Origin of the sequence: Citrobacter sp. Cb041 (genome assembly GCF_030336655.1) — a bacterium.
Classification (GTDB): Bacteria; Pseudomonadota; Gammaproteobacteria; order Enterobacterales; family Enterobacteriaceae; genus Citrobacter; species Citrobacter braakii.
This window is the reverse complement of sequence record NZ_JAOWDD010000041.1, coordinates 108,305-129,567: the sequence shown is the minus strand read 5'-3', so window position 1 is coordinate 129,567 and position 21,263 is coordinate 108,305. Positions and strand designations below refer to the sequence as shown.

At 53.2% G+C, this 21,263-nt stretch carries 21 protein-coding genes and 1 pseudogene; 6 read left to right on the top strand and 16 right to left on the bottom strand.

Going from position 1 to position 21,263, the window contains the following annotated elements; all coding sequences use genetic code 11:
• The first annotated feature begins 2 nt into the window (after positions 1-2).
• The 5 genes from treR to nrdG all read left to right on the top strand — a co-directional run bounded on the left by treR (position 3) and on the right by nrdG (position 7,416).
• The gene (gene treR / locus OGV52_RS18435; protein ID WP_016155565.1) at positions 3-950 is read left to right on the top strand and encodes a trehalose operon repressor TreR; all 948 of its coding nucleotides are present in this window, start codon (positions 3-5) and stop codon (positions 948-950) included.
• 157 nt (positions 951-1,107) lie between these two features.
• Entirely contained in the window at positions 1,108-2,526 is a 1,419-nt protein-coding gene (treB, locus tag OGV52_RS18430) for a PTS trehalose transporter subunit IIBC (protein WP_287108922.1), read from the top strand.
• A gap of 49 nt (positions 2,527-2,575) precedes the next feature.
• Positions 2,576-4,228, top strand: coding sequence for an alpha,alpha-phosphotrehalase (gene treC / locus OGV52_RS18425; protein WP_287108921.1), 1,653 nt, complete (start codon positions 2,576-2,578; stop codon positions 4,226-4,228).
• Between the two features lie 409 nt (positions 4,229-4,637).
• A complete protein-coding gene (gene nrdD, locus OGV52_RS18420; RefSeq protein WP_016151477.1) occupies positions 4,638-6,776 on the top strand; it encodes an anaerobic ribonucleoside-triphosphate reductase in 2,139 nt (712 codons plus the stop codon).
• A gap of 175 nt (positions 6,777-6,951) precedes the next feature.
• Positions 6,952-7,416, top strand: coding sequence for an anaerobic ribonucleoside-triphosphate reductase-activating protein (gene nrdG, locus OGV52_RS18415; RefSeq protein ID WP_016155562.1), 465 nt, complete (start codon positions 6,952-6,954; stop codon positions 7,414-7,416).
• 18 nt (positions 7,417-7,434) lie between these two features.
• Here the strand turns inward: nrdG and OGV52_RS18410 are convergent, their stop codons facing one another.
• From OGV52_RS18410 to pmbA, 14 genes and pseudogenes are all read right to left on the bottom strand, one after another.
• Positions 7,435-7,689: a hypothetical protein gene (locus tag OGV52_RS18410; protein WP_016151475.1), complete on the bottom strand. Its 255-nt coding sequence runs from the start codon at positions 7,687-7,689 to the stop codon at positions 7,435-7,437.
• Positions 7,689-8,174 carry a DUF2778 domain-containing protein gene (locus OGV52_RS18405; protein WP_016151474.1) on the bottom strand — a complete coding sequence of 162 codons (486 nt, stop codon included), beginning with the start codon at positions 8,172-8,174 and terminating at the stop codon, positions 7,689-7,691. The genes OGV52_RS18410 and OGV52_RS18405 overlap by 1 nt, the downstream gene beginning before the upstream one ends.
• Positions 8,171-8,653, bottom strand: a pseudogene (locus OGV52_RS18400) (Hcp family type VI secretion system effector). Before OGV52_RS18400 ends, OGV52_RS18405 begins: the two are co-directional and overlap by 4 nt.
• A gap of 364 nt (positions 8,654-9,017) precedes the next feature.
• Entirely contained in the window at positions 9,018-10,931 is a 1,914-nt protein-coding gene (locus OGV52_RS18395; protein WP_287108920.1) for a BglG family transcription antiterminator, read from the bottom strand.
• A 21-nt stretch (positions 10,932-10,952) separates the two neighbouring features.
• On the bottom strand, positions 10,953-11,693 hold the full coding sequence (dagF, locus tag OGV52_RS18390; RefSeq protein ID WP_016151471.1) for a 2-dehydro-3-deoxy-phosphogluconate aldolase: 741 nt from the start codon (positions 11,691-11,693) through the stop codon (positions 10,953-10,955).
• A complete protein-coding gene (locus OGV52_RS18385; RefSeq protein WP_287108919.1) occupies positions 11,690-12,808 on the bottom strand; it encodes a DgaE family pyridoxal phosphate-dependent ammonia lyase in 1,119 nt (372 codons plus the stop codon). Before OGV52_RS18385 ends, dagF begins: the two co-directional genes overlap by 4 nt.
• Positions 12,792-13,925 (bottom strand): amidohydrolase/deacetylase family metallohydrolase, encoded by a 1,134-nt coding sequence (locus OGV52_RS18380; RefSeq protein WP_287108918.1) that lies wholly within the window; start codon positions 13,923-13,925, stop codon positions 12,792-12,794. The genes OGV52_RS18385 and OGV52_RS18380 overlap by 17 nt, the downstream gene beginning before the upstream one ends.
• A 58-nt stretch (positions 13,926-13,983) precedes the next feature.
• Complete coding sequence (locus OGV52_RS18375; RefSeq protein WP_003830379.1) at positions 13,984-14,628, bottom strand: DUF4310 family protein; 645 nt, start codon at positions 14,626-14,628, stop codon at positions 13,984-13,986.
• Between the two features lie 11 nt (positions 14,629-14,639).
• The gene (locus OGV52_RS18370; RefSeq protein WP_005134210.1) at positions 14,640-15,416 is read right to left on the bottom strand and encodes a DUF4311 domain-containing protein; all 777 of its coding nucleotides are present in this window, start codon (positions 15,414-15,416) and stop codon (positions 14,640-14,642) included.
• A gap of 22 nt (positions 15,417-15,438) precedes the next feature.
• Positions 15,439-15,738 (bottom strand): DUF4312 family protein, encoded by a 300-nt coding sequence (locus OGV52_RS18365; RefSeq protein ID WP_016151468.1) that lies wholly within the window; start codon positions 15,736-15,738, stop codon positions 15,439-15,441.
• A 2-nt stretch (positions 15,739-15,740) separates the two neighbouring features.
• Positions 15,741-16,103: an SFCGS family glycine-rich protein gene (locus OGV52_RS18360; protein WP_003830384.1), complete on the bottom strand. Its 363-nt coding sequence runs from the start codon at positions 16,101-16,103 to the stop codon at positions 15,741-15,743.
• Between the two features lie 10 nt (positions 16,104-16,113).
• Complete coding sequence (locus OGV52_RS18355; RefSeq protein WP_016151467.1) at positions 16,114-16,422, bottom strand: PRD domain-containing protein; 309 nt, start codon at positions 16,420-16,422, stop codon at positions 16,114-16,116.
• Between the two features lie 330 nt (positions 16,423-16,752).
• Positions 16,753-17,139 carry a cytochrome b562 gene (gene cybC, locus OGV52_RS18350; protein WP_080859626.1) on the bottom strand — a complete coding sequence of 129 codons (387 nt, stop codon included), beginning with the start codon at positions 17,137-17,139 and terminating at the stop codon, positions 16,753-16,755.
• Between the two features lie 47 nt (positions 17,140-17,186).
• Positions 17,187-18,539 carry a metalloprotease PmbA gene (gene pmbA, locus OGV52_RS18345; RefSeq protein WP_003830385.1) on the bottom strand — a complete coding sequence of 451 codons (1,353 nt, stop codon included), beginning with the start codon at positions 18,537-18,539 and terminating at the stop codon, positions 17,187-17,189.
• A gap of 95 nt (positions 18,540-18,634) precedes the next feature.
• On the opposite strand from pmbA, the gene yjgA reads away from it, so the two are divergent.
• The gene (gene yjgA / locus OGV52_RS18340) at positions 18,635-19,186 is read left to right on the top strand and encodes a ribosome biogenesis factor YjgA (RefSeq protein ID WP_016151465.1); all 552 of its coding nucleotides are present in this window, start codon (positions 18,635-18,637) and stop codon (positions 19,184-19,186) included.
• A gap of 63 nt (positions 19,187-19,249) precedes the next feature.
• Here the strand turns inward: yjgA and OGV52_RS18335 are convergent, their stop codons facing one another.
• Positions 19,250-20,566, bottom strand: a complete 1,317-nt coding sequence (locus OGV52_RS18335) for a PTS sugar transporter subunit IIC (RefSeq protein ID WP_200049769.1) — start codon at positions 20,564-20,566, stop codon at positions 19,250-19,252.
• Between the two features lie 6 nt (positions 20,567-20,572).
• Positions 20,573-21,262 carry a 6-phosphogluconolactonase gene (locus tag OGV52_RS18330; protein ID WP_049283029.1) on the bottom strand — a complete coding sequence of 230 codons (690 nt, stop codon included), beginning with the start codon at positions 21,260-21,262 and terminating at the stop codon, positions 20,573-20,575.
• Position 21,263 lies beyond the last annotated feature (1 nt).

Here is a 21,263-nt window from a genome sequence, read left to right as displayed (position 1 = left end):
GGATGCAAAATCGGCTGACAATTAAAGACATCGCCCGCTTAAGCGGTGTGGGAAAATCAACCGTTTCCCGTGTGCTTAACAATGAAAGCGGCGTGAGCGAACGCACCCGCGAACGCGTTGAAGCGGTGATGAATCAGCACGGTTTTTCCCCTTCCCGCTCCGCTCGCGCCATGCGTGGACAAAGTGACAAGGTGGTGGCGATCATCGTCACGCGTCTGGACTCGCTTTCGGAAAATCTCGCCGTGCAAACCATGCTGCCCGCCTTTTATGAGCAGGGTTACGACCCGATCATGATGGAAAGCCAGTTCTCGCCCGAGCTGGTTGAAGAGCATCTCGGCATGCTCAGACGCCGCAATATTGACGGCGTGGTGCTGTTTGGTTTTACCGGCATAAGTGAATCCATGCTCGCCTCCTGGCAGGATTCGCTGGTGCTGCTGGCAAGAGATGCCAAAGGCTTTGCCTCCGTCTGCTATGACGATGAAGGCGCCATTCGCACCCTGATGCAGCGTTTATACGATCGCGAGCATCGCCATATCAGCTTTCTTGGCGTTCCCCATAGCGACGTGACCACCGGTAAGCGCCGTCATGAAGCCTACCTGGCGTTCTGTAAGAAACACAAACTGCATCCTGTAGCCGCGCTACCGGGTCTTGCCATGAAGCAGGGTTATGAGCAGGCCGCCAACGTCATCACCCCGGAAACCACTGCCTTAGTCTGCGCGACGGATACCCTCGCCCTTGGTGTCAGCAAATATCTGCAAGAGCAGCGAATTGAGAATCTACAGCTGGCGAGCGTGGGCAGTACGCCGCTGATGAAATTCCTCCATCCGGAAATTATCACCGTCGATCCAGGATATGCCGAAGCCGGACGACAAGCGGCCTCGCAGCTGATCGAGCAGATCAATGGCCGTAGCGAACTACGACAAATCGTTATTCCTTCCACCCTCTCCTGATCGCTTTCTGAGCGTTAATTTGTGATCTTCGCTGCGTTTCGGGAACGTTCCCATTTTTAAAAAATCATCGACGATATACTCTGGCCACAGCAACGAGAGAGTTGCCAGATGGCGATGCTAAAACGTCTTATCCGGCCTACGGGGAACACACATCATCATGAGCAAAATAAAACAAGCAGACATCGACCGGCTGATTGAGCTGGTAGGCGGGCGCGACAATATCGCCACGGTAAGTCACTGCATTACTCGCCTGCGTTTTGTGCTGAATCAGCCTGCGAATGCCAGGCCAAAAGAGATCGAACAGTTGCCGATGGTCAAAGGCTGCTTCACCAACGCCGGGCAGTTTCAGGTAGTGATTGGCACCGAAGTGGGCGATTACTACAAAGCGCTGCTGGCGACAACCGGTCAGGCCAGCGCCGACAAAGAGCAGGCGAAAAAAGCCGCGCGGCAGAATATGAAATGGCACGAACAGCTGATTTCTCATTTTGCGGAGATCTTCTTCCCGCTGCTGCCAGCGCTGATTAGCGGCGGCTTGATCTTGGGGTTCCGTAATGTGATTGGCGATCTGCCCATGAGCAACGGGCAGACGCTGGCGCAGATGTACCCTTCGCTGAAAACCCTTTACGACTTCCTGTGGCTAATTGGCGAAGCGATCTTCTTCTATCTGCCGGTCGGGATCTGCTGGTCAGCAGTGAAGAAAATAGGCGGTACGCCGATCCTCGGTATTGTGCTGGGCGTGACCCTGGTTTCACCGCAGCTAATGAACGCCTATCTACTCGGTCAACAGGTACCGGAAGTGTGGAACTTCGGCCTGTTCAGCATTGAGAAAGTGGGCTATCAGGCGCAGGTTATTCCGGCACTGCTGGCCGGTCTGGCGCTCGGGTTTATTGAAACACGCATGAAACGCATCGTCCCGGATTATCTGTATCTGGTGATCGTCCCGGTGTGCTCGTTGATCCTCGCGGTGTTCCTCGCGCACGCCTTTATCGGTCCGTTTGGCCGCATGATCGGCGACGGTGTCGCGTTTGCGGTCCGTCACCTGCTGACCGGCAGCTTTGCCCCGATTGGCGCGGCGCTGTTCGGCTTCCTGTATGCCCCGCTGGTGATAACCGGCGTGCATCAGACCACGCTGGCTATCGACATGCAGATGATTCAGAGCATGGGCGGTACGCCGGTATGGCCGCTGATCGCACTGTCGAATATCGCTCAGGCCTCTGCGGTAGTCGGGATCATCATCTCCAGTCGCAAACACAATGAACGTGAAATCTCCGTTCCTGCCGCGATTTCCGCCTATCTCGGGGTCACTGAACCGGCCATGTACGGGATCAACCTGAAATACCGCTTCCCGATGCTGTGCGCGATGATCGGTTCCGGTCTCGCCGGACTGCTGTGCGGCCTGAACGGTGTGTTGGCGAACGGAATTGGCGTCGGCGGTTTGCCGGGCATCCTCTCCATCCAGCCGACTTACTGGCAGGTATTTGGCATGGCAATGGTCATTGCGATTGTTATCCCCATGGTACTGACCTCATTCGTTTATCAGCGTAAACACCGTATGGGCACACTACAAATTGTCTAACTTTTCTTCGGGGCGCAGTTGCGCCCCATCGTATTTCCAGGAAACAACCATGAATATTCCCCACTGGTGGCAAAACGGCGTCATCTATCAGGTTTACCCCAAGAGTTTTCAGGACACCACCAGCAGCGGCACCGGCGATTTACGCGGCGTGACGCAGCGCCTCGGCTATCTGCAAACGCTGGGGGTTGATGCCATCTGGCTAACGCCGTTCTATATTTCGCCGCAGGTTGATAACGGCTACGACGTCGCGGATTACATGTCTGTCGATCCGGCCTACGGAACGCTTGCTGACTTTGACGAACTGGTGGCACAGGCGAAAGCGCGCGGCATCCGTATTATTCTCGATATGGTGTTTAACCACACTTCAACCCAGCACCCCTGGTTTCGCGAGGCGCTGGATAAAGACAGCCCGTATCGTCAGTTTTACCTCTGGCGCGACGGCACGCCAGACAGTCTCCCGAATAACTGGTACTCCAAATTTGGCGGCAGCGCCTGGGGCTGGCACGCCGAAAGCGAGCAGTACTATCTGCACCTCTTTGCTCCGGAGCAGGCAGACCTGAACTGGGAGAATCCGGCGGTCCGCGCCGAGCTAAAAAAAGTGTGCGAGTTCTGGGCCGATCGCGGCGTGGACGGGCTGCGTCTCGACGTGGTGAATCTTATCTCTAAAGATCAGGACTTCCCGAGCGATCCCGACGGCGATGGGCGGCGTTTTTATACCGACGGCCCGCGCGCGCATGCGTTTTTACGTGAAATGAATCGCGACGTCTTCACGCCCTGCGGCCTGATGACGGTCGGCGAAATGTCTTCCACCACGCTGGAAAACTGCCAGCAGTACGCCGCACTCGATGGCAGCGAACTGTCGATGACCTTCAACTTCCACCACCTGAAAGTGGATTACCCCAACGGTGAGAAGTGGACGTTAGCCAAACCCGACTATGTGGCGCTCAAAACCCTGTTCCGCCACTGGCAGCAAGGCATGCACAATCAGGCCTGGAACGCGCTGTTCTGGTGTAACCACGACCAGCCACGCATCGTGTCGCGTTTTGGCGATGAAGGTAAATACCGCGTTCCGGCCGCAAAAATGCTGGCGATGGTGCTGCACGGTATGCAGGGCACGCCCTACATCTACCAGGGTGAAGAGATCGGCATGACCAATCCGCACTTCCGCCAGATTACCGATTACCGCGATGTGGAAAGCCATAACATGTTTGCCACCCTGAACGGCCAGGGGCGCGATGCGCAAGAGCTGCTGGCGATCCTCGCCAGTAAATCGCGCGATAACAGCCGCACGCCGATGCAGTGGGATGCCAGCAAACACGCGGGCTTTACCCAGGGTGAGCCGTGGATCAATCTGTGCGACAACGCAGCGGATATCAACGTGGCGGCAGCGCTGCGCGATACCGACTCGGTGTTCTATACCTATCAGAAGCTGATCGCATTGCGTAAAGCAGAGCCGGTTATCACCTGGGGCGACTATCAGGATCTGCTACCGGACAGCCCGCATCTGTGGTGCTATCAACGTGAATGGCAAGGACAGCGGCTGTTGGTCATTGCTAATCTGAGCGATACCTTTCAGAGCTGGCAGCCGACCCAGACCGACGGCAACTGGCAGGTGCTGATGCACAACTATGCCGAGGTCGCCAGCCAACCCGCAGACATGACGCTGCGTCCTTTTGAAGCCGTCTGGTGGTTGCAAAAATAGCTTGCAATTATGTTCAGGCCCGGTACGCATAACGCTGCCGGGCTTTGATGCATACGCCCAGCTTACCTTTCTGTTTTTGTTGAATAATTAATCAGAATTTTCTGCCCACAATTTACAATCGGCTGTAGTGCCCGTCATCTGTACGCTCCGATTTTTACTTTGCGCTACATCAAATAAATCGTAAACATCCTTGATGCAAATCACTACATATAGAACTTAAAATGCACGCCGACCCAATATGTTGTATTAATCGACTACAATTGCTACAACTACAGTGCACCGCTTCACGTTGGAATTGTGGATAAAGTGGGTCAGGATTGCGGGAAGTCATTGGCAATAGAGATGAATAAAGCCCTGATGGCCTCCCCAACCTCTGTGGATAACCTGTTCTTATAAATATGGAGTGATCATGACACCGCATGTGATGAAACGAGATGGCTGTAAAGTGCCGTTTAAATCAGAGCGCATCAAAGAAGCCATTCTGCGTGCAGCTAAAGCAGCGGGAGTCGATGACGCAGATTACTGTGCCACCGTCGCAGAAGTCGTTAGTAGCCAGATGAATGAGCGCAGCAAGGTCGATATCAACGAGATCCAGACAGCGGTAGAAAACCAGCTAATGTCTGGCCCGTACAAACAACTCGCCCGTGCGTACATCGAATATCGCCACGACCGTGATATCCAGCGTGAAAAACGTGGCCGTCTGAACCAGGAAATTCGTGGTCTGGTTGAGCAAACCAACTCTGCTCTGCTGAATGAAAATGCCAACAAAGACAGCAAGGTGATCCCGACCCAGCGCGACCTGCTGGCCGGTATCGTTGCCAAACACTATGCGCGTCAGCACCTGCTGCCGCGTGATGTCGTCCAGGCGCACGAGCGTGGTGATATTCACTATCACGATCTCGACTACTCTCCGTTCTTCCCAATGTTTAACTGCATGCTGATCGACCTGAAAGGCATGCTGACGCAGGGCTTTAAGATGGGTAACGCGGAGATTGAACCGCCAAAATCCATCTCTACCGCGACCGCCGTCACCGCGCAAATTATCGCGCAGGTCGCCAGCCATATTTATGGCGGCACCACCATTAACCGTATTGATGAAGTTCTCGCGCCGTTCGTTACCGAGAGCTTTAATAAACATCGTAAAACCGCTGAAGAGTGGCAGATCCCGGACGCCGACGGTTATGCCCATTCCCGTACCGAGAAAGAGTGCTACGACGCATTCCAGTCTCTCGAGTATGAAGTGAACACCCTGCATACCGCCAACGGTCAGACGCCGTTCGTGACCTTTGGTTTTGGTCTGGGAACCAGTTGGGAATCGCGTTTGATCCAGCAGTCCATTCTGCGTAACCGTATTGCCGGCCTGGGTAAAAATCGTAAAACCGCGGTGTTCCCGAAACTGGTGTTCGCGATTCGTGACGGTCTGAACCACAAGTTTGGCGATCCGAACTACGACATCAAGCAGCTGGCACTGGAGTGCGCGAGCAAGCGTATGTATCCGGACATCCTGAACTACGATCAGGTGGTCAAAGTGACCGGCTCGTTCAAAACGCCAATGGGCTGTCGCAGCTTCCTCGGCGTGTGGGAAAACGAGAACGGCGAACAGATTCACGACGGGCGTAACAACCTCGGCGTTATCAGCCTTAACCTGCCGCGTATCGCGCTGGAAGCACATGGCGATGAAGCCACCTTCTGGAAACTGCTCGACGATCGTCTGGTGCTGGCGCGTAAAGCGCTGATGACCCGCATTGCGCGCCTGGAAGGCGTGAAGGCCCGCGTGGCGCCAATTCTGTATATGGAAGGGGCCTGCGGCGTGCGTCTGAAAGCGGACGATGACGTGTCAGAAATCTTTAAAAATGGTCGTGCATCCATCTCTCTGGGCTACATCGGTATTCACGAAACCATCAATGCGCTGTTTGGCGACAAGCATGTGTATGACAGCGAGCAGCTGCGCGCCAAAGGTATCGCCATTGTGGAACGCCTGCGTCAAGCGGTCGATCAGTGGAAAGACGAAACTGGCTACGGCTTTAGCCTGTACAGCACGCCAAGTGAAAACCTGTGCGACCGTTTCTGCCGTCTGGATACCGCCGAATTTGGCGTGGTCCCGGGCGTGACCGACAAAGGCTACTACACCAACAGCTTCCACCTCGACGTGGAGAAGAAGGTTAACCCGTACGACAAGATCGATTTCGAAGCGCCGTACCCGCCGCTGGCAAGCGGGGGCTTCATTTGCTACGGCGAATACCCGAATATTCAGCACAACCTGAAAGCGCTGGAAGACGTCTGGGATTACAGCTATCAGCACGTGCCGTATTACGGGACCAACACGCCAATCGATGAATGCTACGAGTGCGGCTTTACCGGTGAATTTGAGTGCACCAGCAAAGGCTTTACCTGCCCGAAATGTGGCAACCACGACGCCGCGCGCGTATCGGTCACCCGCCGCGTCTGCGGTTACTTAGGCAGCCCGGACGCTCGTCCGTTTAACGCCGGTAAGCAGGAAGAAGTGAAGCGCCGCGTTAAGCATTTAGGTAACGGACAGATCGGTTAATTTAGACGATTTTATTGCCCGGCGATGCGACGCTTTTCGGGCCATTATTTCCGCAACGCAATTCACGTCATAGCAAGGCAGCAAATGAGTAAGTCCCGGGGAGCTTACATAAGTAAGTGACTCGGGCGCACGAACGCAGCTATGGCGCGAATTGATAAACGGATGAGAAGCGAAAATGAATTACCATCAGTATTACCCTGTCGACATCGTTAACGGTCCCGGCACTCGCTGCACGCTGTTTGTTTCCGGATGCGTGCATGAATGCCCCGGTTGCTATAACAAAAGCACCTGGCGGCTGAACTCCGGCCAGCCGTTTAGCAAAGAGATGGAAGACAAGATCATTGCCGATCTGAACGACACGCGTATTCACCGTCAGGGGATCTCGCTCTCCGGCGGCGATCCGCTGCATCCACAAAACGTGCCGGATATTCTGCAACTGGTGCAGCGCATTCGCGCTGAGTGTCCGGGAAAAGACATCTGGGTGTGGACCGGCTACAAGCTCGATGAACTCAACGCCGCGCAAATGCAGGTGGTGGATCTCATCAACGTGTTGGTCGATGGCAAATACGTGCAGGATCTCAAAGACCCGGCACTGATCTGGCGCGGAAGCAGCAACCAGGTTGTACATCATTTGCGGTAACGCGGTTCATCAGAGATGTTAACTATTTTTATTCCGATGATATATTATAAATTTAGCCACACACCAGATAAAAATACAATTTATAAACGCCGAGCCAAAAATAACTATTTCACTGATGCGATTATCCCAACTCTCACCACCTATGTCACCGAGGTATTCATTGTATTTTTCAAGTAAATCACCGAATGGAAGACAAAAATACAACAAAAACATAAATGCAGCCCAACTCAACATTGGAGCAATCCAGAAAATAACAAAATGATATGCTTTCATTAATATACCTGTATAGTTCCATATGCAGTTAATGATGATGTCACCTTCATTACTGCATTATGTTCGCTTAAGAGAGCATCTCTTAAGAGCATGTAGTGTGATTTACCAGGAAGAGTAATACATCCATTACTTACTCCCTCATATCCTGCAGGATGTAACCTGAATTGTCCACGTGAAACTGATTCGAAAAATGTGATGTCATCGACCTGCCCATCTTCACGAAAAAGAGCAAACCAGACATCACGATCTGAACCGCTTATTTGTGAAGAAAAATAGTCATAAACCATTGTTCTTATTCCACCAAGAGGACGGCTTACGATATAATATTTCCCAGGCGGTAATGGCCCGATATTTTTTACATTTGTCGAATCTGGGTTATTACGATGTAGCCCCGAGTTTCCTGAATAAGCGGGGAAAAAACCCACGCCCGGACAACTTAGCGTTGAAAGGCTACCACCGTTTAAATAGAACGTACATCTGATCATCTATCATTCCATGAATCAGAAAAAATAATATTCCCGTCACAATGCTTCCACGTTATTTTCTCATAACGTAAAGAGACAGCTTCAATATGATTGTGTTTTTCCATAGCTGGATTTTTACAGTCATGCATCACAGGGCAAACAGAAACAACTTTCACACTCTGAAGAAACATATTAAAATATTCAACCTCCTGGCCTGCATCATTAATTTTATACCATTTAAATTCTGCTGATTTCAGCGTCTGGCCTGTTGCTACTGCTTTATAAAGGTATGGACTTGAATAATCGAACTATTTTTCAAAGGTTATAGAAGAATGAATTCTTGTTCCGGTTATCTTTCCCGTGTTGTTGTCTGTTGGAAGGAAAAGACCATGACCAAAACCTATAACTTCGATACTCCCCTCACGATTATGAACATCAACACTACCTTTTAAATCAGCACCACCATCATCTTTTAGCCAAAGGTAAGCAGGAATAGCCATAACTAATAAATATCCATTTTATATAATCCATATAAATAACTCTGTTAATAATATAGTGATGTTATCAGATTATTTTTTATTATTGGAGGGGTATTACTCTTCTGGTATCGCATTCAGGCTATCTTATCCCGCCAAACCCCTTATAGTGCGAAGGCTCACCCAACGGCGAAAGTGGAATCAGTTCGAAAACAGGCTTTCCATACAATATTTTTCCATATCCAAACTGAACTCTTTTAACGCTCGAGGATCAAAAACCAGCTCATAGCTCAACCAGACGGACGTTAAGCGTGGCCATTATGCCTCCAGAGAAAAAAGACGTGTAATGCATTACAGTGGCATTACTTTCATTTCTGAAAAACGCCTCTCAAAAACGGCTCACACACTCCATTGCAACCGTTTTGAACTCGCTGAAATTCCGGCATGCGCAGAGTCGCGTCATCGCCCGCTCGCGCAGGAAGGTGACGAAAATATCGTAGATCGCCATCGCTTCTTCGTATTCGCTTTTGCTGATGGCGAGCAGGAAGATCACATGCGCCGTTTCATCCCCCCAGGCGATACCCCGCGGGGCGAGGATGGTGTAGACCACCGTTTTCTTTGCCAGCAGACCGAGGGCGTGCGGCAGGGCAATGCTGTCACCCAGCATGGTGCTGACGATGGCCTCACGTTCAACCACCGAATCAAGAAACTCCGCATCGACAAAGCCTTCATCCTGCAACTGGCGACATAAAACGTTGAACAACGTTTGTTGATCCATTGGCTCGTCGATCACACGAAAATGGGCGGCATCGAAGAATTTGTTCAACATCCACGGACGGGTTCTGTCGACCAGCACCAGTTTGCCAATTTGCTCCAGTTGATAATCGGTAGGGAACGGTGCAATCATCACCACAGGCTTATCTTTTTCACCAATCCGCGCGGTAGAGATGACGAAATCTTCGCTGATGCTTTCCCGCTGTTCGTAGTCGCGTAGCGTCACAGTATCGACGATTTCTATCTGCGGATACTTACGCGCCAGCACCGCTTCAATCATCCGCGCCATCGCATTTCCAGCATCGCATACCAGCAGAACTTTCGGCTGCCTCTGGTAACCGATGTTGTAACTACGCTCCAGCCCGACGCCAATATGCAGCACAAGGAAGCCAATCTCATTTTCACTGATGGTGTACGGCGTATATTTTCCCCATCCCGAGACGGCGGCCAGCGTCATGTCCCACGCCATCGGGTAGTGCTGTTTAATATTTTCCAGTAGCGGATTGGGGATCATTATCTGGTAACGCACCCGGGTGATCATCGTCTTAATATGCGTCAGCAGGTCAGCATGTAACTGTTTGTCATTCAACAGGTTGTAGTTGTACTGGCTGTTGATAAACCGCAGGATGTAATTGACCAGCGCTTCGTCATCATCCGCATTGATGGCGCTGGGGGCGCTCTCTTGTACCTGGCGGGCGGCGATATGCACCTGCAGCCAGTTCTCTTCGGAAACGGTAAGCGGTTTATCCGCCAGTCGGTGCAATACCGCTGCGATTTCCCGCGTGGCCAGGCACACCGATTGCTCGGCTTCTTCTGCGGCAAATTCCGGGAGGGGATACCCTTCGCTAATCCGCCGTACCGCCACCGCGCAGTACAACCGCAAAAACAGCTCACCCTCATCGGTCAGGCGAATGTGAAAACGGGCAAAAATATCCTGCAAAACAGGTTGTAGCTGTTCAGGGATCCCGGCATTTAGTGCCTCTTGCGTCACTAGCGGGTGCTGTGGATCCTGCTGCGCCAGCGTCCATAGCAGATCGGTCAAACAGGCGCGGATCGCCATCTCGCTGCCAAACAGCTTCATACCGTGACGGGGGCGCGTTTCCAGCGTCAGATGATAACGTTGCAGATGCTCGCGCACCTCAGCCATATCGTTTTGCAGCGTCGCGCGGCTGATAAACCATTCATCAGCCAAATCCTCCAGCTTCAGCGAAAAGGCCGACGTCAGAAAACGAACCACCAGCCAGTGCACCCGCTCCTGGCTGGTGCGCGGGATGCGCAGCAACGCGTCTGGTCGCTGCGTTTGCAGGGCATGAAAACGTGCCGGGTCGTCAATTTTGAGTTGATAACCGTTACCCCGGCTGAGGACAAACTGCGCGCCGTACTGGGTGAGCAGCGCGTTTAGCGCAGTGATATCCGCCCGTACGGTGCGTGTGGAAACCGACAACCGCTGCGCCAGCTCGTCCTGTGGAAGCGCTTCGTTTTGCAGCATGCCAAACAGCTGCGCTAAACGTTGGTTGGGGAATCGCACGTCAGTTTCCTCATCAGTCAGTTAGCCTACGCAGGCCCGGGTCATCGCCATCAGCTGGCGCACGTCGTCCGGGCGGGTGTTACCACTCACCTTATCAATAATCGAACTATAGATGTGAGGAATGATTTTGCTCACTCCGGCATCCAGGGCGATCTGCAAAATTTCAGTGAAATTATCCAGATCGATACCGCCGGTGGGCTCCAGCCAGAAGTCATGACGGGCGCAAGCCTGGGCGACTGCAATGTATTCCTCACGGCACTTCAGGCCACCCATTGGGAAGTATTTAATCGAGCTCCCCCCCATGTCTTTGAGCAACGCAATCGCGGTTTCTACCGGCACAATGCCGTCTGGCGTCTGGCTGCTCAGCGGACCGGTGGAGATTTTCACCCTGCCCGGAGTGCCGGTTGGCGAGACCAGACCGTTGACCACCGTCTCCTGCTGACCCAGCAGCGCGCGACTGGTCGCCACGCCGGTAAAGACCTGATTAACATGCTGTGGCTGCACCTGACGGGAGATTTCACTGACCATCGCCGACTGGTTTGGATCGCCCGCCCCCAGCCCCACGGAGAGGGCATTGTCGATAAGCGCTGCGTATTCACGCATATCCGCGACCGCGCTTGCGACATCCGGGTAATTTTTTGACAACACACCGACCAGCACGTGTCCTTCCGCCGCCGCGTAAATATCCCGGGCATTTTCTTTGGAGCCCGCCAGCACGTTCAGGCAGACGCGGTCGCGATAAAAGTTAGGGGTCAGTTTCATGCTTTTTTCTCCTGCGAAATCACTTCACCAATTCGACGGGCCACAATCTCCAGTTGCGCGCGATCCACGCTGCGCACATCGGCTTCGATAATGCCTTCGTTAGCTTTGTAACCACGGAAGTAAATCGCGTACTCTCCCTGCTTGAGCGCGTCGACCAGTTCACCTGTGGCGATGCCGGTTGCCGCTTCGTCAAACTTAATTTCCGTGCGCGCGATGTCGCGCCCTGCGCTGTCCCACACCACGCGGGCGCTTACGCCGTGAAGCTGGTTTAACGCATTAATGAACGGCGTCATTTTCTCGACCATCTCCGCGCCGCTCTCTTTCTGCGCGTTCAGATACAGTTCGATGGCGCAGGTCAGGCCAAGAATCCCCTCTTTGCCCACCTTCATCGCCCGGCCAATCCCCGCGGTCTGGCGCTTCACCCACTCAACGTATTGGGTTTTGCCAATCACCAGGCCGCTGGTTGGCCCTTCAATCGCTTTCGCACCGCTATAAATCACCAGATCCGCACCAACCCGGTAGTAGCACTGCAAATCCTCTTCCGCCGCCGCATCCACGATTAGCGGCAGATTATGCGTACGCGCCACCACCGCAGCCTGTTCCACGCTGAGCATACTTTTCTGGACGCAGTGGTGAGATTTGATATACAGAATGGCCGCCGTGCGTGGCGTAATGGCCGCCGCCAGCTGAGCGGCGGAACATTCGTTGGCATAACCCGCTTCCACTAGCTTGCCGCCGCCGAGCGCCACCATGGTGCCAACCGGAGCGCCAAAGTTGACGTTGTGGCCTCTGGGCAGCACGATTTCGTTGTTCTCGATCGGCGCGACGTGCAGGTTCTCCAGCAGCCAGTCGCTGTCCTTAACCAGCACTCCAGCCACTGACAGGGCGATTCCGGCCGAAGCGCAGGAGACGACGGTAGCCCCTTCCACCTCCAGCAATTTCGCAATGTAGTCACCGGTCTTATTGACCAGGTATTTCATCTCAAAATATTGATTCATCCCCGCCATTGCGGCCTGAACCACTTCTGGTCGTGGCGTAGAAACGCCGAGCGCCGTCATGCGGCCTGAGGTGTTAATCACCTGTTTTAAATTGTATTTCTCAAAAATCGAAGGCATGTTCCGCGCTCCCTTGTTCGGTCATATAGCCCTTGCCCGCACGTATTGCGGCAAGCGGCACCAGCAGTTGTTCAGCCTGCAGGCTGTCGTTTTCTGCATCTACCAGCACGGTTGGCTGGCGCTTAAGCGTAAAGAGGGTTAAATCGGCATCCAGACCAACCTGCAGTCGCCCTTTCTGTTTCAGGCGCAGACCATCGGCGGCATTGGCAGTAACGCACTCAACGACCTGCGGTAGCGACATCCCAATAGCGAGAAATTTCGACATCACATTCGCCAGGGAATACACCGGGCCGCTGATACGGTTGCGACAATAAATATCGGAGCTGATGGTGTGCGGCAAAATGCCCAGACCGATAGCGCGTTTTGCCACCGCAAAGCTCAGGCTGGCGGTGCCATGCCCAACGTCCAGACGCACACCGCGTGAAATCGCCCGCGTCACTGACGCCCGCAGCTCGCCTTGCGGCGTCAGAATGCGGTTCGGCTTACCGTTGTAGCAGTGGGTAATGATGTCGCCCGCGGTCAGGCGTTCGGCGATCTCATCCAGATCCGGCGGATTGTTGCCGATGTGCACCATCAGCGGCAGGTCACCGTTCTGCGCTTGCATCGCTTTGGCGCGCTCCAGCGGCGTAATGCCGTTTTCACCGACCACGCTGCTGCTCATGCGCGCCTTCAGGCCGACGATAAAATCAGGATGGCGCTTCACCGCCTGTCGCACCGCATCGGCATCAATGTTGGCCATATTAGCCAGCTCGTTCTGGGCGATAAGCCCAACGCGGGAGATATTCAGCAGCGCATACACTTCGGTGGCCGCTTCCCGGGTCAGGGTATAAAAATCATCGATATCATCCGCCCCGGTACTGCCCGCATCCACCACCGTGGTAACGCCGGTAGCTATACCGACGCTGTCCGGCTGGTCGTGATAAATCGGGGATTTCGGATAGCAGTGAACGTGGGAATCAATCCAACCTGCGCTGACGTAGTACTCGCCGCCCAGTTCGATGGTTTTCAGCGCCGGGCCATCAACGTCGCCCAACGCCGCAATTTTGCCGTCTTTGAGCGCAATATCGCTCACCGTATCGTCAACGAGGCGCGCACGGCGCAGGAGTAAATCAAACATCGCTCTCTCCTTTGCCGGATGGCGGCGCAACCGCCTCATCCGGCCTACAAATCAACAGTTAGCTAATGGCAATCGGGAAGATGGACCCGAGGATCATCGCCCCAAGGATCGCCCCGCCGGTGATCGGTTTCTGCCACAGGTAAAACAGCAGCGCGCCCGCCAGTGAACCGATGCCGATAGGGATAGACGCTGTCATCGCGCTGAGGATAATCAATGGTCCGAGGAAGCGGCCGGAGGCGTTACCGGCCCCCATCATGACATCCGCACCGTAGGTCGAGTCGCTCTGATTGATGGTGAACTTACGCGCCAGAATAATGATGTAGCCAATCGCCAGACCAATCACCAGACCGGTGACCAGCGACGCTGCGAAGTTGGCAACCGGGAAGATAATACCTGCGCCCAACAGCAGCGCCGGAACACCTAACCCGACCCCGGTCTGAATCGCCCCGCCAATATCCAGAATCCCCACCAGCGAACCTTCAATGATGCGGGCAAACAGGAAGCTTGCACCAAATGCCGCCACCGCCCCGTAGGAGCCGGTATCCATTCCCGCCTTCAGCATCGCCACAAAAGCGACTTCGTTAAATGCGCCAATACCGTACAGGTAGTACATGTGCGTTCCGGCAAATACGCCAGAGGAGAGCAGGCCAACGAAGATCGGGAACGACCAGTCAGCGAACCAAAAACCTTTATTCTGTTCCATGATGGCCTCCGTTATTTGCCGCTGAGCGAGTTGTGGATCAGTTCGAGCCAGTTAGGCACAGTCAGATGGAAGGATTCGATCATCTTCATGTCGAAGCCGCGGAAGAAGCCGCTCAGGACAAACAGCGCGACGATAGCCACCATCATCACTTTAGTGACGTGGTTCCAGCCGCTCTCTTCCACGCCTTTACCGATCAGAATGCCAAGGACCAGACCCGGAACGGCGTTGCCCATAATCAGTTGCGCCGCACCGCCAAAGACGGTGGCCCAGAAGCCTGATTTTTTACCGGCATCGATCGCCGCCAGCCAGAAGATTACTGGCATTACGGTGTTAACCAGCAGGTTAGCCGCAGGCACCAGCACCTTGACGGCAGTCACCTGCAACGCTTCCGGTACGGATGACGCCGTAAGATTCAGGAAGGTCACAACGATCATCCCGATAACGCCGCAGGCAATCGCCATGCGCTTGGGATCGTGCAGCGTTTCACCGACGTTGCGGTTTTTAACCATCAGCGCAGCAGCGCCCCAGTTGGGGATGATGCGATGGTCGACGTCCTGAGTGAACGCCCCCGCCGCAACGGAGGAAGCCCAGGCGTTAAAGAAAAAGCCCAGGCCGAACGAGAAGTGAGAAGCCGGATCCCCTTCGCAGGAATTCAGTTCTCCCAGAGTACGAAACGCGCCCATCCCTTGAGTGGTAGGCGCATGAAACATGCGTGCAGCCCCAGCGCCGACACCGACGCCAACCAGGCCGCCGATGATGAGCGATTTTATTAATATTATCAGGAACATAATTATGCCTTTTAATAAAGAATCAGCGTTGCGTAACGAAATCCACCTTGTCGAGATTGATGGCAGTCACGTTGACGGTCACGTCCAGCTCCACGCTGAAGGTGCGTCTTTCCCGGCGCAAAAAGAGGAATAAAAATGCCTCTTTGCGCACCGATTCACGCGCTTGAACAACCTGCACATCCTGTGGCTCAATACGCAGTAAGATATGCGGCGACGCTTTCATCACCGCAGCCTGAACGTGGTTCAGGGCATCGGCAAAGGCGCGCGCTTTGGCCTCGCCCTTGCCAGTGACTCTCACCGTGGTGGTGAATTGTTCTTTCATGCTTAAGCGCCGTGTTTCTTTTGCCACGCCTGTACCAGGCGCTCACCGAGTTCTTCTTTGTCCATAAAACCGAACCCCAGCACGTTGCAACCTTCGTTGATGGCAGTGACCCCTTCATCAACCGAGCGCATGCCGTATTTCGCCTTGTAGCCGTATTTGGTCTGCGCGGTAATCGCACCCGCGCCGCCACTGCCGCAAAACGAGATACCAAAGGTGGCGTTTTCCGCTTTCATCACGTCACCCAGCTTCATATCTGCCGCAACGCCCGGCACCACAACCGCACGGCCGCCCGCTTTCTCAACGCCTGCCGCCACTTTCTGGCCTTTACCCAGACGATCGCCAATCACTACGGTAATCTGTTCCATCTTTTGCTCCTTAAAGGTTGTCTTTCGCGACTTCGAAGTGCACCGACAGCAGCCAGGCCTCTTCCTCAGGAAGATTGCCAAACTCAGCGACCACGTCACGGGCAAGCGCCATTGATTCGGCAGAAATTTCATCAAACAAGCTGGCATCGACTTCTGGTAAGGGTTCACCCGTTACCGAGCGGTGCGCCATGGCGCGAACATGCGACGTCAGCATCTGTTCCTGTACAGCGTTGGGAATAATGTGGCGTTCACGCAGCAAGGCATACACCTGCGCCAGCATGCGGTCGGCCAGTTCCACCGATTCCCCCATGTCATTCATTACAGCTCCGTTATTCACTCGTCTTACCCCACTAGTGGCTCTGAGGTTAACTTAGCGGTGGGGGTTAAAAGTTTGTAGCGAGTTGTTTTCCACTTCGAAGTGGAAAGGGGCGCAGCGATAGTGATCTGTGCCGCAAAAAGGGCCGGGACCACGATTAATCACTGGAAGAATGTGATTGAGATCGCAAGAGTGAGCAGCAAAATGGAAGGAAATGCGAACAATGAATGGACGATAAAAATGAAAAAATGTGATGGGGATAGCGTTTACTTATGGGATGCAGGGGCGCAACGTCTTATCCGGCCTACGGTTATGCAGGCCGGATAGAGTAGATTAGCGGAACTTCTTGTGGTTTTCGTTGCGCGTTTTTTTCAGGTCTTCCGCAACGGCTTTCGCCTCTTTGACTTTACCTTCGTTCGCCAGTTTAAGCGCGCCGTCAATCTGACCGATCAGCGTGTCAAAGCCGTGGCGGAAATCTTTCATCTCCGGACTGTCCGGGGATTTGCTCTCCAGCTTCGGTGGCGTTCCCTTTTGAGCATCCAGCGCGGCTGCACGCATTTTGGTCAACGCGTCTTTCAGTTCAGTCGCATTGTCCGTTTTTTCGACGATCTTCAGGTTGTCGTTGAGGATCCCCATGTCATCTTCGAGATCGGCTGCAAACGCAGAAGAACCAAGAACCAGCGTTGAAGCCGCGACGATCGCTAACAGGTGTTTACGCATTGCTCACTTCCTTTTTTATTATTAAAAAATTAACGCCTTAACGAGTATCATTGCCCAGCGATTTTCATCTCCGGTAACAATACCGAACCACACTGAATATTACTGCGCGTTTCAATATCGTTGCCTACGGTCACAATATTGCGCCACATCTCTTTTAAGTTCCCGGCGATGGTAATTTCACTCACCGGATACTGAATTTCGCCGTTTTCGACCCAAAAACCCGCTGCGCCGCGCGAGTAATCGCCGGTAATGCCGCTAACGCCCTGCCCCATCAGCTCGGTAACCACAAGACCTGTGCCCATCTCTTTGAGCAACTGCTCGAAGCTTAGACCCTGTCCCGGAATTCGCCAGTTGTGGATCCCGCCCGCATGACCGGTGCTCTTCAGTCCCAGCTTACGTGCGGAATAGTTGGTCAGCAGCCATTGGGTCAGCACACCGTCTTTAATAATGTCACGGCGTTCGGTCCGTACGCCTTCGCTGTCGAACGGCGACGACGCCAGCCCTTTCAGCAGGTGCGGATGTTCTTCAATAGTCAGCCATTCCGGCAGAATTTGTTTGCCCAGCGAGTCGAGCAGGAAGGTGGATTTACGGTATACCGAACCACCGGCAATCGCGCCGACCAGATGTCCGAACAGCCCAGTCGCCACTTCGTTGGCAAAAATCACCGGCGCTTTCATGGTGGAAAGTTTACGCGGAGAGAGGCGAGATAAGGTGCGGCGAGCACAGTCTGCCCCCACCCATTCCGGCGTTTGCAGATCGCCCATCGCCCGGCCAATGGTGTAGGCGTAATCACGCTCCATATCGCCATTTTCTTCCGCGATGACGCAGCTGGAAAGAGAGTGACGCGTAGAGCAGTAGCCCTGCAGCATACCGTGGCTGTTACCAAACACTTTGATGCCATAGTGGCTGTTAAAACTGCCGCCTTCGGTATTGGTGATACGCTTATCGGCCTGTAGCGCCGCCTGTTCCGCGCGGGCTGCCAGTTCGATAGCTTCGTCAGGGGACACTTCCGCCGGGTGGAACAGATCCAAATCGGGCGCATCAAAGGCCAGCAGTTCTTTATCTGCCACGCCCGCGCACGGGTCCGGTGAGGTGTAACGTGCAATATCCAGCGCGGCCTGCACGGTACGTGCAATCGCCTGCGGGCTTAAATCGGTGGACGATGCGCTGCCCTTACGGTTTTGGTGATAAACCGTAATCCCCAGCGCGCCATCGCTATTGAATTCTACGTTCTCCACTTCACCATAACGGGTGCTGACGCTAATACCCGTGGTCTTGCTCACAGCGACTTCCGCGCCATCCGACTTACCTGACGCTAATTCCAGTGCCGTCGAGACCGCTTCTTCCAGAATCTTACGCTGCGCTTCAACTTGTGAGATTACTTTCATCGCAAATGCCATAATGTAGAGAGAGTTTCTCTGAAGTCTAACAGAGAACCGTTTTTCAGTGCGCATCTTAACTGGTAACATTAGCCTCTTTTTTTAAGGAGCCTGACATGACTAAGCAGCCCGAAGACTGGCTCGACGACGTTCCCGGTGATGACATCGAAGACGAAGACGATGAAATTATCTGGGTCAGTAAAAGTGAAATAAAACGTGACGCCGAGGAGTTAAAACACCTGGGTGTGGAACTGGTAAAACTGGGGAAAAACGCGCTGGATAAGATCCCGCTCGACGCGGATTTACGTGCCGCGATTGAGTTGGCCCAGCGTATTAAGATGGAAGGTCGCCGCCGCCAGCTGCAGCTGATTGGCAAAATGTTGCGCCAGCGCGATGTTGATCCTATCCGTCAGGCGCTGGACAAGCTGAAAAACCGTCACAACCAACAGGTTGTACTGTTTCACAAGCTTGAGCAACTGCGCGATCGCCTGATCGCCGAAGGTGATGATGCGGTAGCGGAAGTGCTGAACCTGTGGCCAAACGCCGATCGCCAGCAGCTTCGTTCTCTAGTTCGCAATGCGAAGAAAGAGCAAGAAGGCAACAAGCCGCCGAAATCAGCACGTCAGATTTTCCAGTATCTGCGTGAACTGGCGGAAAACGAAATCTAATCTCTTCGTCTGCAGAAAGTGCCGGATGATGTAAATACTTCATCCGGCCTGGATTCTGTGCTCTTACTGCTGGGGCTGCATTTCGCCCATAGCGTTCTCTGACTGACTCTCTTCATGCAGATACTGCTTATCTAAAATCTTCACGAACGGTGTATAAATCGCGGTGGCGATAACCAGATTCACGGCCTGTAAAACAATGCCTGAAATCCCGGTGGTGAGGAAACCAGAAATAAAGATCGGCGTTGTCCAGGGAATGGAGATACCAGAGGTGGGGGGAACCCAGCCGAGTGCGATAACCACATAAGTAACCGTACACAGCACCATTGGGGTAATGATAAACGGAATAAGCATCAGCGGATTAAGCACGATTGGCAAACCAAAAATAACCGGCTCATTAATGTTAAAAATTGCCGCCGGTGCCGCCAGCCGTGAGAGCTGCTTTAATCGCGTACTTTTAGCAACCATAAAGATGCTAATCAACAGCGCTCCGGTAAAGCCCGTACCGCCGGCAATCAAATAGACATCCCTGAACTGCTGAGTAATGATGTTGGTCGCTACCAGCCCGGCCTGAGTTTGCGCCAGGTTCTGCGCACTGAGCGTTTGCCAGATAGGCCCCATTACGGATGTCATGATAGAGTCGCCATGGATCCCAAAGAACCAGAAGAAACTGATCATCATCTCAGCAATCAGTTGCGATAAGAGGGAATTCCCCAGATACAGCAACGGCTGTTGCAGCATGACGCTGATAAATTTCCCCGGCGTACCAAAAGGCGTGTTCTCAAACAGCACCTTGACGATAATCCAGAACAGTAGCACTAAGAAGATAGGTACCAGCGATTTAAACGACCTGGCAATCTCTGGCGGGACACTCGCAGGCATCTTGATGGTGAAAGCCCTGTTTTCCAGAAACTGAACCACCTTGATGGTGACCACAGTAACGATAATCCCTAAGAACATCGATTCAGAGCTAAAGTCGAGCAACGCGTAAGCATCGGCGACGATTTCTCCCGATCCTGTCGTAATATGACCAGGCGACATTAAGAAGAAGATCGCCACCGGTAAAATAGCGGAACTTTGGCTGAGATTAAGCTTTTCAACTAACTCCTTTGAGAAGGTGATAATCACCAGCAGCGTCATTAATCCGTAGCTGGCGTTAATCCCGTAATTGAGCTTATCCAGCACGCCGTCCCCTAACAGCGAACTCATAAACTCGTGATAGCCGTTAACAGGAAAGTTGGTTAACAATACGAAAAATGAACCGACAATCAAAAAGGGAATCAGGGCAATAAACGCATTTTTTAGTGCGGTCAGGTAGATGTTTGACGAGATTTTCTCGGCCAGTGGCAACATCTTTTGTTCGAGTAGAGAGGTTATGCTCATGCCCGCTTACCCTATAAGGTTTTTTGTCACGTAATAATTAACCTGCGGGAACTGCTTGATATAGATGGCAGGAACCTGAGTGTGGTGCGCATCGCCGTTAACAATCTCCTGATAAATATCTTTTTTCGCATCGTGGTTGATGATAACAATCACTTTTCCAGCCTTGATGATTTTATTCATCCCGACGGTAATACCCTCGGTGAGGGTGACATCTCCGGAGAAGTATTTATGGCTGGCGACGTTAATTGTTACGTCATCCAGTTGAGTTTGTAGATAATCCTCATCAAACGGCACGCCCGGCTCGTTTAAGCCGATATGCCCGTTCATTCCCACGCCCAGAATTACATAGTCAAACTCTTCACCGTTGAGCGCGGTTTGGTAATGGGCAATATTTTGTGCCGTAGAGGCAAACGGATTGAAATGGACTAACCGCACCGGATAGGCACATTTGTGCACAAAGTCCTGATTAATCATGTTCAGGCAGCTGCCATCTGATTCGCTGGGCACGTTGACCCACTCATCCAGCGCAAAGAAGGTAAGGCGTTCGGCAAACGGTGTCGCTGCCAGTGCTTCGTAAATCCAGTGAGGCGTGCTACCGGAGGGGATCAGCACGCGAGAATGTGGTTTGAGCGCGGATAGCTCACTAACGACCTGTTCAGCCAGCGCGGCATTGGTATCAAACGTTGTACATTTCATC

What these genes read in the sequence shown, in the direction of transcription:
- treR (WP_016155565.1), top strand. Translation starts at nt 3, where the DNA reads ATGCAAAATCGGCTGACAATTAAAGACATCGCCCGCTTAAGCGGTGTG.
- treB (WP_287108922.1), top strand. Translation starts at nt 1,108, where the DNA reads ATGAGCAAAATAAAACAAGCAGACATCGACCGGCTGATTGAGCTGGTA.
- treC (WP_287108921.1), top strand. Translation starts at nt 2,576, where the DNA reads ATGAATATTCCCCACTGGTGGCAAAACGGCGTCATCTATCAGGTTTAC.
- nrdD (WP_016151477.1), top strand. Translation starts at nt 4,638, where the DNA reads ATGACACCGCATGTGATGAAACGAGATGGCTGTAAAGTGCCGTTTAAA.
- nrdG (WP_016155562.1), top strand. Translation starts at nt 6,952, where the DNA reads ATGAATTACCATCAGTATTACCCTGTCGACATCGTTAACGGTCCCGGC.
- OGV52_RS18410 (WP_016151475.1), bottom strand. Translation starts at nt 7,689, where the DNA reads ATGAAAGCATATCATTTTGTTATTTTCTGGATTGCTCCAATGTTGAGT.
- OGV52_RS18405 (WP_016151474.1), bottom strand. Translation starts at nt 8,174, where the DNA reads ATGATCAGATGTACGTTCTATTTAAACGGTGGTAGCCTTTCAACGCTA.
- dagF (WP_016151471.1), bottom strand. Translation starts at nt 11,693, where the DNA reads ATGAAACTGACCCCTAACTTTTATCGCGACCGCGTCTGCCTGAACGTG.
- OGV52_RS18385 (WP_287108919.1), bottom strand. Translation starts at nt 12,808, where the DNA reads ATGCCTTCGATTTTTGAGAAATACAATTTAAAACAGGTGATTAACACC.
- OGV52_RS18380 (WP_287108918.1), bottom strand. Translation starts at nt 13,925, where the DNA reads ATGTTTGATTTACTCCTGCGCCGTGCGCGCCTCGTTGACGATACGGTG.
- OGV52_RS18375 (WP_003830379.1), bottom strand. Translation starts at nt 14,628, where the DNA reads ATGGAACAGAATAAAGGTTTTTGGTTCGCTGACTGGTCGTTCCCGATC.
- OGV52_RS18370 (WP_005134210.1), bottom strand. Translation starts at nt 15,416, where the DNA reads ATGTTCCTGATAATATTAATAAAATCGCTCATCATCGGCGGCCTGGTT.
- OGV52_RS18365 (WP_016151468.1), bottom strand. Translation starts at nt 15,738, where the DNA reads ATGAAAGAACAATTCACCACCACGGTGAGAGTCACTGGCAAGGGCGAG.
- OGV52_RS18360 (WP_003830384.1), bottom strand. Translation starts at nt 16,103, where the DNA reads ATGGAACAGATTACCGTAGTGATTGGCGATCGTCTGGGTAAAGGCCAG.
- OGV52_RS18355 (WP_016151467.1), bottom strand. Translation starts at nt 16,422, where the DNA reads ATGAATGACATGGGGGAATCGGTGGAACTGGCCGACCGCATGCTGGCG.
- cybC (WP_080859626.1), bottom strand. Translation starts at nt 17,139, where the DNA reads ATGCGTAAACACCTGTTAGCGATCGTCGCGGCTTCAACGCTGGTTCTT.
- pmbA (WP_003830385.1), bottom strand. Translation starts at nt 18,539, where the DNA reads ATGGCATTTGCGATGAAAGTAATCTCACAAGTTGAAGCGCAGCGTAAG.
- yjgA (WP_016151465.1), top strand. Translation starts at nt 18,635, where the DNA reads ATGACTAAGCAGCCCGAAGACTGGCTCGACGACGTTCCCGGTGATGAC.
- OGV52_RS18335 (WP_200049769.1), bottom strand. Translation starts at nt 20,566, where the DNA reads ATGAGCATAACCTCTCTACTCGAACAAAAGATGTTGCCACTGGCCGAG.
- OGV52_RS18330 (WP_049283029.1), bottom strand. Translation starts at nt 21,262, where the DNA reads ATGAAATGTACAACGTTTGATACCAATGCCGCGCTGGCTGAACAGGTC.